General features: G+C 47.0%; 13 protein-coding genes. All 13 read left to right on the top strand.

The window, feature by feature from the left end; all coding sequences use genetic code 11:
* Positions 1-82: 82 nt before the first annotated feature.
* Positions 83-1714, top strand: coding sequence for a bacillithiol biosynthesis cysteine-adding enzyme BshC (gene bshC / locus QP775_RS08835; protein WP_483311995.1), 1632 nt, complete (start codon positions 83-85; stop codon positions 1712-1714).
* A 78-nt stretch (positions 1715-1792) separates the two neighbouring features.
* On the top strand, positions 1793-3061 hold the full coding sequence (locus tag QP775_RS08830; RefSeq protein ID WP_285105235.1) for an adenosylhomocysteinase: 1269 nt from the start codon (positions 1793-1795) through the stop codon (positions 3059-3061).
* A gap of 274 nt (positions 3062-3335) precedes the next feature.
* Positions 3336-4388, top strand: coding sequence for a DUF4349 domain-containing protein (locus QP775_RS08825; protein ID WP_285105233.1), 1053 nt, complete (start codon positions 3336-3338; stop codon positions 4386-4388).
* A 152-nt stretch (positions 4389-4540) separates the two neighbouring features.
* Positions 4541-4972, top strand: coding sequence for a division/cell wall cluster transcriptional repressor MraZ (gene mraZ / locus QP775_RS08820; RefSeq protein WP_239328543.1), 432 nt, complete (start codon positions 4541-4543; stop codon positions 4970-4972).
* Between the two features lie 113 nt (positions 4973-5085).
* Complete coding sequence (gene rsmH / locus QP775_RS08815; RefSeq protein WP_285105230.1) at positions 5086-6054, top strand: 16S rRNA (cytosine(1402)-N(4))-methyltransferase RsmH; 969 nt, start codon at positions 5086-5088, stop codon at positions 6052-6054.
* Positions 6054-6443, top strand: a complete 390-nt coding sequence (gene ftsL / locus QP775_RS08810) for a cell division protein FtsL (RefSeq protein WP_285105228.1) — start codon at positions 6054-6056, stop codon at positions 6441-6443. Before rsmH ends, ftsL begins: the two co-directional genes overlap by 1 nt.
* A 12-nt stretch (positions 6444-6455) precedes the next feature.
* The gene (locus QP775_RS08805; protein ID WP_285105226.1) at positions 6456-8678 is read left to right on the top strand and encodes a penicillin-binding transpeptidase domain-containing protein; all 2223 of its coding nucleotides are present in this window, start codon (positions 6456-6458) and stop codon (positions 8676-8678) included.
* 116 nt (positions 8679-8794) lie between these two features.
* Positions 8795-10723 (top strand): stage V sporulation protein D, encoded by a 1929-nt coding sequence (locus QP775_RS08800; RefSeq protein WP_285105224.1) that lies wholly within the window; start codon positions 8795-8797, stop codon positions 10721-10723.
* Positions 10724-10735: 12 nt separating this feature from the next.
* The gene (locus tag QP775_RS08795; protein ID WP_483312008.1) at positions 10736-12223 is read left to right on the top strand and encodes a UDP-N-acetylmuramoyl-L-alanyl-D-glutamate--2,6-diaminopimelate ligase; all 1488 of its coding nucleotides are present in this window, start codon (positions 10736-10738) and stop codon (positions 12221-12223) included.
* A complete protein-coding gene (locus QP775_RS08790) occupies positions 12220-13623 on the top strand; it encodes a UDP-N-acetylmuramoyl-tripeptide--D-alanyl-D-alanine ligase (RefSeq protein WP_285105220.1) in 1404 nt (467 codons plus the stop codon). The genes QP775_RS08795 and QP775_RS08790 overlap by 4 nt, the downstream gene beginning before the upstream one ends.
* Positions 13624-13652: 29 nt before the next feature.
* Positions 13653-14615, top strand: coding sequence for a phospho-N-acetylmuramoyl-pentapeptide-transferase (mraY, locus tag QP775_RS08785; protein WP_239328536.1), 963 nt, complete (start codon positions 13653-13655; stop codon positions 14613-14615).
* A gap of 4 nt (positions 14616-14619) precedes the next feature.
* Complete coding sequence (murD, locus tag QP775_RS08780; protein WP_285105217.1) at positions 14620-16050, top strand: UDP-N-acetylmuramoyl-L-alanine--D-glutamate ligase; 1431 nt, start codon at positions 14620-14622, stop codon at positions 16048-16050.
* A gap of 42 nt (positions 16051-16092) precedes the next feature.
* Complete coding sequence (gene spoVE, locus QP775_RS08775) at positions 16093-17190, top strand: stage V sporulation protein E (RefSeq protein ID WP_239328534.1); 1098 nt, start codon at positions 16093-16095, stop codon at positions 17188-17190.
* Positions 17191-17192: the final 2 nt, after the last annotated feature.

Here is a 17192-nt window from a genome sequence, read left to right as displayed (position 1 = left end):
GACTAAATTTGAACAGTCTTCCACTTTGACGGACAGGAATATATTTGTGTACAATCAAGTCAAAAGAGGGAGGCGGCTTCATATGATGTCTTGGCCTACAATGCCAATTCCAACGCAACAAGATTTATCCCGACATTACATAGAACGTAATGGTGAGATCATACATAAACTGTACGAGTTTCATCCTGATGAAGATTGGGACAAACGTGTGCAATGGATTGATGAATCACATTCTACACGTGTGAACAGATCAGAACTCGCTGAGGTTCTAGAGCGTTATCAAAAGTTGGTGAATCCCGCTCCAGAAGCTATGCAGTCGCTTTCTCGACTTAAGGAAGAAGAGGCGCTGGTAATAGTAGGGGGGCAGCAAGGTGGTCTGTTTATGGGACCACTGCTCATGATATACAAGGCGATCTCCATCATCCGCATGTCACAGGAAGCTGAGCAGCGCCTTGGCCGGCCTGTAGTTCCTGTTTTCTGGCTTGCTGGAGAAGACCACGATTATGATGAGGTAAACCATACGTACGTATTGACAACAGATCCGGCTATTCAACGGATTAGAGTGGATAAAGACACAGATAAGCGTATGCCGGTCAGTCAACTGCATCTTTCTGATGAGGCGTGGCAGGCAGTCTTGCAGGAGCTAGAAACATCGCTGCCACAAAGTGAATTTAAGCCAATTATGATGGATCGGCTGCAGCGCATTTGCAGCGATGGCCGCTCCCTGACGGAGGCGTGCGCCCTCATGCTTGGGCAGTTGTTTGGCCACTATGGTTTGGTGCTGCTTGATTCGGCCGATCCATTGCTTCGCAGGCTGGAGCAGCCGATGTTCGAGCAGCTTATCTTGAAGCAAGCCAAACTGCATGAAGCAGTAGATCATAGTGAACGTAATATAACTGAGAGTGGTTACACACTTCAGGCTGTACACGCGGCGAATAGTGCGAATTTGTTTCTAGTTGAGGACAGCGAACGGCTGCTTTTGCTTCGAGATGAGGACGTGTATGCAGATCGTCAAGGTCGTGTCAGTCTTACGCAGACTGAACTGCTGCAGCGTCTGGAGGCCCATCCAGAGCAATTCAGTAATAACGTACTGACGCGTCCGCTAATGCAAGATTATTTATTCCCTGTACTGGGGACGGTACTTGGCCCAGGCGAGATTGCTTACTGGGCCCAAACTAAGGATTCTTTTCATGTGTGTGGCATGAGAATGCCTATCCTATGGCCTCGTATGGGCTTCACATGTGTCGAAGGTACCCTGCAGAAGCTGCTGCAGAAGTATGGAGTTGAGGCAGCAGATATTTGTTTCCGTTATGAGGAGAAGCGTGATGCATGGCTAGCTCTACAGGACCAAATCCATTTGGATGATCGATTCGGAGCTTTGAAAGAAAATGTAGATACCCAATATAAAGAACTGCTCAGCGTGATTACAGAAGCACTGCCCTCGCTAGGCAAGCTAGGGCAGACAAATCACCTTAAAGTGCTTGAACAGATCGATTTCCTTCATCAGCGTGCGCAAGATGCGCTGTCCAAGCAACATGAAACGGGATTGCGCCAGTGGGAGCGTTTGAAGCTGGCTATTTGGCCGCTGGATCGGCCGCAGGAGCGTGTGCTGAATCCGCTCGTGTATGAGTGCCGTTACGGTCAAGATTGGTTTGCACCAATGATGGAAGCACCGGTTGTATGGAATGGGGAACACCGCTTAGTGTCATTATAAACATTCTGGTTGTATGTGCAGGGTGGGTAGCATACCAATGATTGACGCTGGCGTAGAATATATGTGGAGGGATTGTAGATGTCGACTAAGGCTTTGCAAGACAGCATTATTCGTGATATCGGCTTAGCGCCGGAAGGGCACTTGAAGATTGATTGGGTTAGAGCACATATGCCAGTATTGAACCGTATTCGCGAGCAGTTCGAAGCGGAGCAGCCCTTTAAGGGGCTAAAGGTAACTATATCACTTCACCTGGAAGCCAAGACTGCTTACTTAGCAAAAGTCGTTCAGGCTGGTGGTGCGGAAGTAACGATTACAGGCAGTAATCCACTGTCTACCCAAGATGACGTCTGTGCAGCTCTTGTCGAAGATGGCATTAAAGTATATGCCAAATACAATCCTGACCCAGAAGAGTATAAACAACTCTTGATCAAAGCGCTGGAGTCGAAGCCAGATTTGATTATCGATGATGGCGGCGATCTGATCTCTATTCTTCATTCCGAGCGTCCTGATCTTCGTGCGCAGGTGCGTGGCGGAGCAGAAGAGACTACTACCGGTATTTTACGTCTTAAAGCTATGGAAAAAGAAAACAAGTTGGAGTTCCCGATGGTGGCGGTTAATGACGCTTTTTGCAAATACTTGTTTGACAATCGATATGGTACGGGTCAATCTGTATGGGATGGTATCAATCGGACAACTAATCTAGTCGTAGCAGGCAAGACGGTAGTAGTTGTTGGATACGGCTGGTGCGGCAAGGGTGTTGCGATGCGTGCCAAAGGCTTGGGTGCTAACGTCGTAGTAACGGAAATAGATGCAATAAAAGGCGTAGAAGCGTACATGGACGGATTTACAGTCCTGCCGATGAGTGAAGCGGCTAAAATCGGTGATTTCTTTGTAACCGTGACTGGTAATAAAGATGTTATCCGTGGAGAGCACTTTGATGTTATGAAGGATGGAGCAATTCTGTCTAATGCGGGCCACTTTGATGTTGAAGTAAACAAACCTGAACTGGAATCACGCTCTAGCAGTGTGCGCACGGTTCGTCGCAATATTGAAGAATATCGTCTTGTAGATGGACGCAGCATTTATGTATTAGCTGAAGGTCGATTGGTTAACCTTGCTGCAGGTGATGGCCATCCAGCAGAAATTATGGATATGACGTTTGCCCTGCAAGCGATGTCGCTGAGGTATGTGAATGAGCAATATGAGCAATTAGGCAAACATGTTATTGCAGTTCCGTATGAGTTGGATGAGCAGGTTGCGCGTGTGAAGCTTGAATCTCTTGGCATTCATATTGATGAGCTCAGCGAGGAACAAAGATCCTATTTGGATAGTTGGCAAGAGCATTAACATCGGCATTTTATCATTGGAATATTTCACAAGCATCGGGTGCAACAATCCGATGCTTGTTTGCGTTTGGGGATTAATACCAGATATAAACAAACTTAGATTTACACATGAGCAGAGAATTTATGCTGTTAATCCAGACACAAGACATCAGGGAAAAGTAGAAAGGGGCGATGTAATGGAAACACAAAGCGTAATTGAAAGTAATAAGAACAGCAGAAATGGTAGAACTATTTTATGCAGGTTGAGATGTATACGCAGGCATCCTATCGTTTGGGTGAGTGTGTGCTTATGGTTCATCCTTGCTGTACTGGCAGCAGGTTGTTCTAGCTCTGGAGGCAAGCAAGATGTGGTGGCTCGTCTGGAATCGACTGCTGCTTCCTCAGAAGTAAATAGTGAAGTCAGTAGCGCAGATAAGGCGGCAGATTCTAAGGCACTCCAAGATCAGGGGGAGCGTCCCGTAACAACAGGGCTGTCCGAGCCACAAGCGCAGACGGATCGTAAGCTGATCTACAAAGCAAACCTTACGATGGAAGTGGAGAGTTACGATAAAGCGAAGCAACAAATTAACGATATCATTCACTTGGCTCGTGGATACATTTTATCTTTCGAAGACCAGTATTCGGAATACGAACGAGCTGGGTTATATGTCATGAAAGTGCCTGCGGACGGTTTTCAACCCCTTCTTGAGCAGATAAACAAGCTACCTAATTTGAGGTTTCAGCGCAGCTATTCAGCAACGGATGTCACAGAAGAATATGTAGATTTGAGCGCACGATTGAAGGCTCGCCGGGTGGTTGAGTCACGATTGTTGGGATATATGGATAAGGCGGGGAATTCCAGCGATTTGTTGAAATTTTCAAACGAGCTGGATACGGTTCAAGAAGAGATTGAAAGAATAGTTGGTCGTATGCGATATTTAAATAACAATGTAGCAATGTCTACAATTGAACTTCGACTATACGAGACGATCCAGGTAGATCATACGAAAGCGGCGCTGACGGCTCCGTTTGGAGAACGAATTGGCAGTACATTATCAAGCAGCATTCAATCGCTTACCGAGCTGTTTAAGAATATCGTGCTCTTTACCGTTGCGGTGTTACCCTATTTAATTGTTTTGGTACTGCTTGTTCTTCCGACTTGGTGGATGATCCGATTCAAGCGAAGATCAAGTGGTGTGAGTGGTAGTGATCCGTATACCGAGCATAATCGACGGCTAGCAGAACAAACAACTACAGCAGACCCTAAACAGGATCGTCTTTTGGAGCAGAATGGCGATTCCTCATCCGTTTCTATGAATGAAAAAGAACCTTTAGACAACAACAAGTAAAGTGATTTTGGAATAATGGTATTATAACCAAATATCGGATGTAGAAAAATCCTGCCTTCCAAGCAGGATTTTTTGCTTGTGTGGCGAATAAGTTAACCGTCGTGGTGAAAAGTGGTGAGTTGTGGTGGAAATAGGGAGAGGAGTGGTGGCACATGTTCATGGGTGAATATCAACACAGCATCGATGACAAAGGCCGCTTAATCATTCCTGCCAAGCTCCGTGACAATCTCGGCACTACTTTTATTATTACAAGAGGATTAGACCAATGCTTATTTGTATATCCCATGGATCAGTGGAGCTTGTTGGAGCAGAAGCTGCAGGCGCTGCCGCTTATGAAGGCGGATGCTCGTGCGTTCTCGCGGTTTTTCTTCTCAGGGGCTTGCGAATGCGAGTGGGATAAACAAGGCCGTATTAACATTCCGAACCATCTGCGAGAGTATGCCAAGCTTGAGAAAGAATGTATGGTTATAGGGGTACAGAACCGTGTGGAAGTGTGGAGCAAGGGCGCTTGGGAGCACTATTTTAATGAATCTGCGTCAACCTTTAACGAGATTGCGGAGACGTTGGTTGATTTTAATTTTTAGTGCAGCAGCCTTAAGTAGACACATAAGCGGCACAAGGTACGTTGACTGAGGTCTAGAAAACAGTAAATATTGGCATACAACTAAGAGGGAATCGGAATGCAGGAGGAATGGAAATGTTTCATCATATAACAGTATTGCGGGAACAATCAGTCGACGGTTTGGCCGTTCGTCCTGATGGTATATATGTGGATTGCACGCTTGGTGGTGCGGGGCATAGCGAGTTGATCGCGTCCAAGCTATCAGCAGAGGGAAGATTGATTGCGCTTGATCAGGATGACTGGGCTCATGATAATGCAAAGCAGCGTTTGGCTGCATATATGGACCGTGTCACACTTGTCCGCACGAATTTTCGTCATTTGGAAGAGGCGTTGTTAGAAGCAGGTGTGCCGCAGATTAATGGCGTGCCGCAAGTCGACGGCATTTTGTTTGATTTAGGCGTGTCATCCCCCCAGTTGGATGAAGGAGACCGTGGATTCAGTTATAACCATGATGCGCCGCTTGATATGCGTATGGATCAGTTAGGACTTCTGACAGCTCATGATATTGTTAATGAATGGTCAGAGGCGGAAATAGCGAAGATTTTGTTTGAGTACGGAGAGGAAAAATTCTCACGACGGATTGCCAAGGTTATCGTAGAGGCGCGGGCGCAAGAACCGATCGAAACGACAGGCCAACTGGCTGAATTGGTGAAGAAGGGGATACCTGCAGCTGCCCGTCGTACAGGCGGTCATCCTGCGAAGAGAAGCTTCCAGGCGCTGCGGATAGCGGTCAATGACGAGTTGGGCGCATTTGAAGATTCGCTTCACCAGGCAGTCAGATGCTTGAACCCGGGTGGTCGTGTAGCTGTTATTACGTTCCACTCGTTGGAGGATCGTATATGCAAGCAGACGTTTACCTCTTACGTAGGCAGATGTACGTGTCCGCCAGGCTTGCCAGTGTGCGGCTGCAACAGTACAGGCAGCCTAACCTTAGTGAATCGCAAGCCTATTCTTCCAAGTGAGGAAGAACTCGAACACAATCCTCGCTCACGTTCCGCTAAGCTGCGTATTGCCGAGAAGTTGAATGGAGAGGGGAACAGGTAATGGGATATGTTAGAGGTAATTTAGCTGTTCGTCCTGAACGGCGTCCACAGGTACAAGAACGATATAAGGAAACGACTAAGAAAGTTGTACGTAAGGCTAGTCTACCTATGCGCGAGAAGATGCTGTATCTGCTCACGATTGTATTCTGTTCAGCGGTTGCGTTCATGCTAATTGCCCGATATGCAGACATCTATACGTTGAATCGAGAGATTCAAAGCTCCAAGCGGGAAGTTGACAAAATGGCTACCGAGATGGGCGTGCTGAAAGTAAAGCAGCAGCAATTATCGGATTGGGATCGGATCAGACAGGTCGCAGAGGCTAATGGCTTGCGTTTACCCGATCAGCCTGTGGAAATTCATTCATTCAAAGTCGATAGCGGGAATGAGTAATGGGGCAGCAATATGATTAAACGTATAAAAATTCGAACGTTAATAATTGGCGGCTTGTTCTTACTATTTTTTGCAGTTATTATAAGTCGCTTGTTCTGGTATCAGGTGTGGAACCAGGATTTTTGGCTCAGTAAGGCAGAAGCGACATGGTCTGTTGAGAAAAATATCCCTGCGAAACGCGGTACCATATTTGACCAGAATGGTGAAGTGTTGGCTATGGATGCTCCTGCTTATGATGTGGTTTTGAATCCAAAGGTTATCCAGGAACTGAGGACTAACGATAAGCTGGTCAAAGACCGCATAGATGTGGAGCGTTTGATCGTAGAGAAATTACATGAAGTGTTGGGCAAGTCGGAAGATGAATTATACCAACTGGTACGTAAGCTGAATGATAAAGGAAAATACCATGTTTATCGTGAAGTAAGAAGTGAAGGTTGGAAAATTAATCAAGAGCCTGCAGATAAGCTGACTACGTTTATTTCCGATTTGAAAAAACAGACGGAACAAGCGGACATCGGCTTATATGTGCTTAGAGACACCAAGAGGTACTATGCCAAAAACACGCTTGCTTCCCATGTGCTTGGCTACATAAACAAAGAGGGCAAACCAGTGGGTGGCATCGAGTCCCAATTTAATGATTTGCTTGATGGGACAGATGGCAAGCTTAATTATCAGAAAGATCGGCAAGGGAACAAGCTTCCATCAGCGAATGAATTGTATGCGCCGGCACAAGATGGCAGCAATATTTACTTGACGATAGACCGTACAATCCAACAGTATATCGAAGAAGCGATGAAGAAGGTGTACAACCAGTACAGCCCCCAGAGTATGACTGTCATTGCTGCTGACCCAAGCACGGGGGATATTCTAGGCATGACAAACCTGCCTACCTTTGATCCGAATAAATATTGGGAATCAGCAAAGGATCTTCGTTCATTTAACAACTTAGCAGTAAGCGGAGGATATGAACCAGGGTCCACCTTCAAAATTGTAACGCTGGCGGCTGCCGTGCAAGAGAACTTATTTAATCCAAATGATTACTTTCAGTCAGGAAGTATCGTAGCCGGCGGCAGAAGAATTCATGACCATAACAAAGTTGGGTGGGGCACAATTCCTTATCTGGAAGGTTTGAAGCGCTCTAGTAACGTCGCCTTCGTCAAGCTTGGGTTTGAAAAGCTCGGTGAGACACAGTTTAAGTCCTATATTGATCAATTTGGCTTTGGTAAAAAGACAGGAATTGAACTGCCGGGCGAGATCGGCGGGAAAATACACTTTCAATATCCGGCTGACGTTGCAGCTGCTTCTTATGGACATGGTCAGCTCGTTGTAACACCGCTGCAGCAAATTATGGCGGTATCTGCTGTTGCGAACGGCGGCAAGTTGATGACGCCGCACATCGTCAAGAAGATCGTAGATCCGATGACGGGCAAAGTGGAGACTCGTGAGCCTGAAGTGCTGCGTCAAGTGCTGAAGCCAGACATATCCAAGCAAGTCAGCGAATACTTGGAACAGGTCGTTTCCGATCAGAAAATCGGTACAGGGAAAAATGCGTATATCGAAGGTTATCGTGTAGCGGGTAAGACGGGCACAGCGCTTAAAGTTATTAATGGTAAATATGACGATGTCAGATCCGTTGTATCCTTTATCGGATATGCGCCGGTTGACAATCCGAAGATCGCCTTAATCGTTGTCGTCGATGATCCGAATGATTTTTATGCGGGCGGAGGCTTCGTGGCTGCGCCTTTATTTAAGGAAATTGTAAGTAAATCACTCCGTCACATGGGTGTACCTACTACAACTGAATCGCAAACATCGGTCCAAGAGAAGAAACAAACCATGACAACACTTGCCAAAGCTCCTAATATTCAAGGGCTGAAGCCGTTTGAAGCCAAGAAACGCCTTGCAGAGAAGGGCATTGTCTTTGAGACGGTAGGAGCAGGTGTTGAAGTAAAGCGGCAGTACCCTGAGCCTGGTACGGAATTAGCGGTGGGGCAGCGCATTTATTTGCTCACCGATGAACCTACCAAGATGCCACTTCCAGAGTTAAAAGGCAAATCATTACGTGACGTGCTTGAGATTACATCCTTGCTGGAGTGGAAGCTTACGATGGAAGGTGAAGGTTATGTGAAGGAATATACGAAGTCAACGGAAAATGGCCAACGTATCGTTCATGTAAAGCTTGAGCCTACATTAGCACTAGAAGCTGACAAGCCGGATGAAGAGAAGACTGAATAACGTCCTCCCCTCTTTAAGCTCTTAAAAGCTCTAAATAGCTTTTAAGAGCTTGTTCTAACCCGTGGTTGTTCGGAATAGGTTGATTATAACCATTGTCGGACAAGGGAGGGATTGACGTGAAAGTATCTGGTGTAACTGTCCGTAAACGTCTAATCATTGGATTTGCGCTAATGGCGGTTGGCTTTATGGCGCTTGTCGTCCGTCTTGCCTACGTACAGCTGTGGCAAGGCAGTGAATTGGGCGCCAAGGCGGAGGAGTCTTGGCGACGCAACATTCCTGTAATCGCAAAGCGAGGGGAAATCGTAGACCGCAATGGAGAGCGATTAGCCTATAATATTAGCTCTCCTTCAGTCATGGCAGTGCCAGCACAAATCAAGGATGCCCAACAAACAGCGGAGCAGCTTGCTCCGTTACTTGGCATGTCTGTAGACAAAGTGCACAAGGAAATTACAAAAAGAGCTTTAATTGTCCGACTGAAACCAGGCGGTCGCAAAATACCGCTTGACTTGGCGACTCAGATCCGAGCATTAAAGCTGTCAGGGATAGTAGTCGCAGAAGATAATAAGCGCTTTTACCCTAACAAGGACTTGGCCTCACACATATTAGGCTTTACGGGGATTGACAATCAAGGTCTGACAGGCATCGAGGCCAAATATGATACGGCATTAAGCGGCCTGCGTGGAAGCATCACATTTTTGGCCGATGCCAAGGGACGGTTAATGCCAAATTCAACTGAAAAGTTTGAACAGCCACGAGATGGGTTAAATTTGCAATTGACGATTGACAAAGATATACAGACAATAATGGAGCGGGAGTTGGATCAGGCAATGCTTGATTTAAGCCCCAAACATATCGTCTCCATCGCGATGGATCCGAATAGCGGCGAAATTCTAGCTATGGCAAGTCGGCCGAACTACAGTCCAGAACATTACCGGGATTATCCTGCAGAAGTGTACAACCGTAATTTACCTGTATGGATGACTTATGAGCCAGGATCAACCTTTAAAATTATTACACTGGCCGCTGCACTTGAAGAAGGCAAGGTGAACTTGTATAATGAGCATTTCTTCGATCCTGGCCGAGTAGAAGTTGGCGGTGCCAAGCTTCGCTGCTGGAAGAAGGGCGGACATGGCAGTCAGACATTCTTGGAAGTTGTCGAGAATTCATGTAATCCCGGCTTCGTAGCTCTTGGTCAACGCTTGGGCAAAGAGAAGCTGTTTGAGTACATACGCAACTTCGGCTTCGGCAAGAAGACGGGCATTGATATGAGTGGTGAAGAGAATGGCATCATGTTTAGACTGGATAAGGTTGGACCAGTGGAATTGGCAACAACTGCATTCGGCCAAGGTGTATCTGTGACGCCGATTCAGCAGATTGCAGCTGTGTCAGCGGCTATCAATGGAGGAAAGTGGTATAAGCCGCATGTTGCAAAAGCTTTTATCCAGCCGGAGACAGGTTTAATAGTGGATGAGGTTAAACCCGAGATGGTTCGTCAAGTCATTTCACCAGATACCTCTAAGAAGGTGCGGGATGCGCTTGAGCATGTCGTGGCTCAGGGCACTGGCCGTAATGCGTTTATTGATGGTTACCGAGTAGGCGGGAAGACAGGAACGGCCCAGAAAGTTATTAACGGTAAATATTCACCAGATGAACATATTGTATCCTTTATCGGCTTTGCGCCTGCCGATGATCCAAAGATTGTGATTTATACAGCCGTTGATGATCCCCAAGGGATTCAATTCGGTGGATTGATTGCAGCACCGATCGTAAAACGTATTATGGAGGATGCGCTGCATGTGCTTGGAGTCAAGCCGAGACAAGATCAGGTGAAGCGAGAATATCGCTTTGATGAGCAGCCATTAGTTACGGTCCCGAACCTCGTGGGTAAGACGCTGACTGATATTTACGAAGATATGAACGTGAATTTTCAGCTGGCCAAGTCTGGCGCAGGACTTACTGTTATTCATCAGGCGCCTAAGCCGGGTACAAGAGTAGAAAAAGGAACTACCATTCGCATTTATATGGGTGAGGATACGGAGGAATAACTGATGCAGCAGATGAACTTAGCAGTAGCAACTTCTCAAGTAGTAACAGCGTCATTAATTGGAGACGGAAATACCGTGTTTAGTGGTCTTGCTGTCGATTCACGGCGTGTGCAGAAGGGGGATTTATTCTTCTGTATTTCCGGAACGGCTGATGATGGACACCGTTACGCACCACAAGCAATTGAAGCCGGTGCAGCAGCGTTGGTCGTTGAGCGGGAGCTAGAGATCAATATCCCTCAATTAATTGTCAAGGATGCGAGGCACGCATTAGCTGTCTTGTCTAACGCTTATTATAAACACCCGAGCCAGGATCTCCGCTTAATTGGGGTGACGGGCACTAATGGCAAAACCACAGTTACGTATTTAATCGAAAAAATATTAACTGACGCACGCACAAGCACAGGGGTTATCGGAACAATTGAGATGCGTTATGCCAATGAGACGTACTCGATGTCTGGAACGACACCGAATGCCTATGAACTGCAGCACGCGCTGCGTGATATGGCCGACAAGGGTGTTCAGGCGTGCGCGATGGAAGTATCTTCGCACGCGTTGGAGCAGGGGCGCGTGAAAGGCTGTCGCTTCCGCACAGCAGTGTTTACCAACTTGACACAGGATCACCTGGATTATCATGGAACAATGGAAGCTTATCGTGAAGCGAAAGGTTTGTTCTTCTCTCGTTTGGGCAATACATTTGCTGAGAAGGAACAAGATCGTTCGTATGCTGTCCTGAATGCAGATGATCAGGCTACTGCGTACTTCAAGTCCATAACAACGGCGGAGACGGTTACGTATGGACTTCACGAGTCGGCAGATATTAGAGCGGAAAATATCCGAATAACAGCGCAGGGCACCAGCTTTACAGTACACACGTTCAAAGGTTCTGCGAACATCCAATTGAAGATGGTTGGTAAATTTAACGTATACAACGCACTTGCTGCAATCGCAGTAGGCTTGTTGGAACATATTGAACTGGCCGATCTGGTTAAGAGCTTGGAAGCAGTTGAGGGTGTTGCTGGTCGTGTTGAAGCGGTGCAGGCAGGGCAGTCATTCTCTGTAATCGTTGATTATGCACATACGCCTGATGGCTTGGAGAACGTGCTGAGTACCGTAAAAGAGTTCGCTGAAGGCCATGTTTATTGCGTATTTGGATGCGGTGGGGACAGAGATAGGAAGAAGCGGCCGATTATGGGGCAGATTGCAGCGAAGTATGCGGACTATATTTATGTAACGTCTGATAACCCGCGTACGGAAGATCCAGACCTCATTTTGCTTGATATTGAAGAAGGCCTGAAGGTGGATAGAGTACCTAAGGAGCGCTATGAGTTAATTGTGGATCGTCGAGCTGCAATTACGAAAGCTATTGAAAAGGCAAGCCCTCGCGATGTAGTATTGATTGCGGGGAAGGGCCATGAAACGTATCAGTTGATCGGCAAAGAAATTCATGATTTCGACGACCGTAAGGTTGCGGAAGAAGCGATAAGGGGATTGAACCGGTGATTGAAACGAATTTAACATCAATAGCAGCGATGTGCGGGGGCACATTGCTGGACGCTGCACAAGAACATACGGCTGTGCGGGGCGTATTCACGGACTCGCGCCATGTTGAGCAAGGCGCACTGTTTGTCCCGCTTGCCGGAGATCGCTTCGACGGACATACCTACGTCGAACAAGCTCTTGCAGCAGGTGCAGCCGCCGCTTTATGGCAGGCGGATCACCCGCTTCCTGAAGCAAGGCTGCCGCTTGTGATTGTAGATGACACGCTGCTTGCTTTACAGCGTATGACAACCAATTATATCAAGCAGCTTGATGTCAAGGTGATTGCCGTAACGGGTAGTAACGGCAAGACAACGACCAAGGATCTGATTACGGCTGTGCTGTCTCGCTCCTATCGTGTTCATAAGACTGAAGGCAATTTCAACAATCATATCGGCCTGCCGCTTACCGTATTGCGAATGCCAACTGATACAGATGTTGCGGTGCTGGAGATGGGGATGAGTGGACGGGGAGAGATAGAACTGCTGACCAAGCTTGTTCATCCTGACATTGCCGTCATTACGAATATTGGCGAGGCGCATTTGCTGCAGCTTGGTTCGCGAACAGAGATTGCGCGGGCTAAACTGGAAATTATCAGTGGTTTAAAAGAAGAGGGTGTGCTTATTTGTCTTGGTGACGAGCCGCTTTTGGAGCAAGTTATTGCCGAGCCGGAGACGACCCAACCAGCGTGCATGAATGTGGTTACATACGGTGTTGGGCCGCGCAACGACTACAGGCCGGATTCGATCATGCAAATGGAAGACGGAATGGCTTTCTCTGTGACGACTGCTGCAGGTGAGAGTGCTGTCTACAGCATTCCGATTTTGGGTCAGCATAATGTGTTAAATGCTATAGCTGCAATTGCAGCAGGTCGCTTGCTTCATGTTCCAGAGCAGATGATCAGGGCAGCTTTGGAGAGCGTTCAGATCTCCGGTATGCGCATTGAGAAGATTGACACGGAACAAGGCTGGACGATCTTAAATGATGCCTATAATGCGAGTCCTACTGCGATGAAAGCAGCAATAGACGTATTGGCATCTGTGCGTGGAGGCAAGCGGATTGCGATTCTGGGCGATATGCTTGAATTGGGCGAACAAGAGGCGCAGCTCCATCGTGAGGTTGGAGCTTATATAACGTCTGAAAAGACAGACGTACTATTAACTTACGGCAGGCTGGGGAGTGAGATTGCAGAAGGTGCAAGATCTAATCTGCCTGAAGATGCTGTAAGGTCGTTCCAGAATAAAGAGGAACTTAAATCCTATATGCTGGAGATTGTAGAGCCGCGCACTACCGTGCTGGTTAAGGCGTCACGCGGGATGAAAATGGAAGAAATCATTAAGCAATGGATTCAGATTAAGCATTAGCGGTCTGTGGTAACGGGAGGTGAAAGGAATTGGACTTCAAGTTGATATTAATGACAATCGGGGTTTCTTTTATACTAGCTGTCATATTAGGCCCGTTATGCATACCGTTGTTAAGACGGTTGAAATTCGGTCAGCAAGTTAGAGAAGATGGACCTAAAGGGCATTTGAAGAAAGCAGGTACTCCCACAATGGGAGGAGCTATTATTTTGCTTGCATTCACGTTAGCCTTTTTGAAGTTTTCAGTAATGGATACGGACTTTTACGTGTTATTGGTAGCTACATTAGGATTCGGTTTAGTCGGATTCCTGGATGACTATATTAAAATTATTTTTAAGAGATCACTGGGATTGACAGCCAAACAAAAGTTGTTCGGTCAGCTTTTGTTCTCTGGCATTGTATGCGTCCTGCTCGCACAGTCGGGACACAGCACCTTTGTTGGTATTCCAGGCACATCCGTCGGGTTGGAGCTTGGATGGTTCTACTATGTGTTTGTAATATTGATGATGCTGGCAATCAGCAATGCGGTTAATTTTACGGATGGTTTGGACGGCTTGCTGTCTGGCGTTAGTGCAATTGCGTTTGCTGCATTTGCAATTATTGCGCTGCAAGCATCCGAAATCGCAGCTGCAGTCTGTGCAGCAGCAATGATCGGTGCGGTACTTGGTTTTCTGGTCTTTAATGCACATCCTGCTAAAGTGTTTATGGGAGATTCCGGCTCGCTTGGTATCGGCGGAGCTATTGCAGCGGTAGCGATCTTGACCAAGACGGAGTTGCTGTTTATCATTATCGGCGGTATATTTGTCATTGAGATGCTTTCGGTTGTTATTCAGGTCGTATCTTTTAAGACAACAGGCAAGCGAGTATTTAAAATGAGCCCTATTCACCACCATTTTGAATTATCGGGATGGTCGGAATGGCGCGTTGTCATCACGTTCTGGGTGGTCGGCATCCTGCTAGCTGGACTCGGACTATGGATTAACAAGGGGTTGTAACATTATGAATCATCCAGATATGTATCGTGGAGAACAAATTGTTATTTTAGGTCTTGCCAAGAGCGGGTTCGATGTAGCTAAGCGTTTGCATGAGCGCGGTGCAATCGTGACCGTCAATGATAAAAAGGAACGCCACCAGTGTCCCGAAGCTTCTGATTTGGAAGCTTTGGGCATTTGTGTTGTATTGGGTGCACATCCGGATAATTTGATCACCGAGCAAGTGAAACTGCTTGTGAAAAACCCAGGCATCCCTTACAGCGCAGCGCCAGTACAGCGTGCTATAGAGCTTGGCATTGATGTAGTTACTGAGATTGAGGTAGGCTATCATTTGTGCGCAGCGCCTATCATTGGGATTACAGGCAGTAATGGCAAGACAACAACAACGACATGGGTCGGACATATGTTGGAAGACGCGGGACTTCAGCCTATCGTTGCAGGCAACATTGGAACACCGTTCAGCGGTATTGCGGCAGATGCCTGCGAGGACCAATGCGTCGTTCTTGAATTAAGCAGCTTCCAATTGAAAGGAACTCAACAGTTTCATCCTCATGTTGCCTGCTTGCTGAACATAGCGGAGACACATCTAGATTATCATGGTGGTATGGAAGACTACATCAGTTCTAAAGCGAAGCTGTTTGCCAACATGGACACTAGTGATATTGCGATACTTAATGCGGACGATCCAACCTGCAGCGCACTTGCATCTACTGTTCAAGCACGCATTTGGAACTTCTCTTCCAAGCAAGAAGTGAAGATAGGTACATATGTAGACCCGTCTTTCCCTTCAGACGCTAGTGCTGCATCTGAGCAGACGCATCGAATTGTATTCCGGGATGAGCATGGGGTTAAGCATGACATTATTAACGTAGATGAAATCGGTTTGCCTGGTCGTTATAACGTGGACAACGCATTGGCCGCTGTTACGATTGCGGTGGCTGCAGGCGCTAAGCCAGAGAGTCTAAGGGATTCGCTGCGTTCCTTTAAAGGTGTAGAGCATCGTTTAGAATGGGTACGTGAGCATCAGGGCGTCCAATATTATAACAACTCGAAAGCAACAAATACGATTGCGACACAGATGGCCTTGGAAGCCTTTCAAGGCAATATTGTACTGATTGCAGGCGGGTTAGATCGTGGCCTCGATTTTAAAGAGCTTGTCCCTTATTTGCGCGAGCGGGTAAAGGCAGTGGTTACATTAGGCGAGACGCGTCATATTTTTAGAGACGTTGCGTTGGATGCGGGTTTGAAGTCTGTTAAGGTCGTCGACAATAAAGATGATGCCGCAGAAGCTATTCAGGAAGCGGTAAGTGCCGCTGAACAATTTGCGACAGAAGGCGACATTGTCCTATTATCACCTGCTTGTGCGAGTTGGGACATGTTTCCTTCCTATGAGATACGTGGAAGCATTTTTAAAGAAGCGGTGCATAGTCTTAAGTAGAGGGGTGTTCAAGCCTCTACATTGTCCAATGAGGTGTACCGAATGGTCAAAGCAAAAACCGCGCCCGATGTGTGGCTAATCGTTGCTGTCGTATCGCTTCTCGCGATCGGTATCGTCATGGTGTACAGCGCAGGAGCTGTTGTCGCCTTTCATGATTACGGGGACTCCTTTTATTTTGTGAAGCGGCAGCTGCTTTTCGCCGGATTAGGCCTGGCTGCTATGTTTGTGACGATGAATGTGGACTATCACGTCTGGAAGCGGTATTCCAAAGTCGGGCTGGTTGTCTGTTTTTGCTTGTTGATTATTGTATTGATACCGGGTATTGGAAATGTGCGGGGTGGCGCACGCAGCTGGCTTGGCATCGGTTCATTTGGCATACAGCCGTCTGAATTTATGAAGCTGGCTATGGTGACTTTTCTGGCGTATCTGCTGTCGCAATCGCAGCATACGATTACGAACTTTACAAAGGGACTTCTGCCTGCACTTGGCATTATGGGGCTGGCATTTGGCATGATTATGCTGCAGCCTGATCTAGGTTCAGGTACCGTTATGGTGGGAGCATCATTACTCCTTATCTTTATATCAGGCGCTCGCATTCAGCATTTGCTGGGCTTGGCTATGGTTGGGGTAGCGGGCTTAGTAGGGCTTATATTAGCTGCACCTTACCGGATGGATCGAATTACTGGTTTCCTCGACCCTTGGAAAGATCCGCTTGGTACAGGCTATCAGATTATTCAATCGCTTTATGCGATTGGCCCTGGTGGCTTAACGGGGCTAGGACTTGGTGCAAGTCGTCAGAAATACAATTACGTTCCGGAACCGCAGACCGATTTTATATTTGCTATCTTAGCAGAAGAGCTTGGGTTCATCGGCTGTATAACGGTCATTATTTTGTTTTTGGTACTTGTATGGAGAGGGATGCGTGCAGCTCTGACAGCACCGGACTCCTTTGGCAGCCTGCTTGGTGCAGGCATTGTAGGGATTGTAGCTGTCCAGGTTATTATTAATATCGGGGTTGTGATCGGGCTTATGCCGGTTACAGGAATTACATTGCCACTTATTAGCTATGGCGGTTCATCGTTAACTTTGATGCTTACCGCATTAGGAATTCTACTTAACATATCACGTTATGCGAGGTGAAC

The organism is Paenibacillus sp. UMB4589-SE434 (genome assembly GCF_030226685.1).
GTDB lineage: Bacteria > Bacillota > Bacilli > Paenibacillales > Paenibacillaceae > Paenibacillus_B.
The sequence above is the reverse complement of the archived record's forward strand: the minus strand, read 5'-3'. Positions and strand labels throughout refer to the sequence as shown.

What these genes read in the sequence shown, in the direction of transcription:
- ftsL (WP_285105228.1), top strand. Translation starts at nt 6,054, where the DNA reads ATGGGATATGTTAGAGGTAATTTAGCTGTTCGTCCTGAACGGCGTCCA.
- QP775_RS08830 (WP_285105235.1), top strand. Translation starts at nt 1,793, where the DNA reads ATGTCGACTAAGGCTTTGCAAGACAGCATTATTCGTGATATCGGCTTA.
- bshC (WP_483311995.1), top strand. Translation starts at nt 83, where the DNA reads ATGATGTCTTGGCCTACAATGCCAATTCCAACGCAACAAGATTTATCC.
- mraZ (WP_239328543.1), top strand. Translation starts at nt 4,541, where the DNA reads ATGTTCATGGGTGAATATCAACACAGCATCGATGACAAAGGCCGCTTA.
- murD (WP_285105217.1), top strand. Translation starts at nt 14,620, where the DNA reads ATGAATCATCCAGATATGTATCGTGGAGAACAAATTGTTATTTTAGGT.
- QP775_RS08805 (WP_285105226.1), top strand. Translation starts at nt 6,456, where the DNA reads ATGATTAAACGTATAAAAATTCGAACGTTAATAATTGGCGGCTTGTTC.
- rsmH (WP_285105230.1), top strand. Translation starts at nt 5,086, where the DNA reads ATGTTTCATCATATAACAGTATTGCGGGAACAATCAGTCGACGGTTTG.
- QP775_RS08795 (WP_483312008.1), top strand. Translation starts at nt 10,736, where the DNA reads ATGAACTTAGCAGTAGCAACTTCTCAAGTAGTAACAGCGTCATTAATT.
- spoVE (WP_239328534.1), top strand. Translation starts at nt 16,093, where the DNA reads ATGGTCAAAGCAAAAACCGCGCCCGATGTGTGGCTAATCGTTGCTGTC.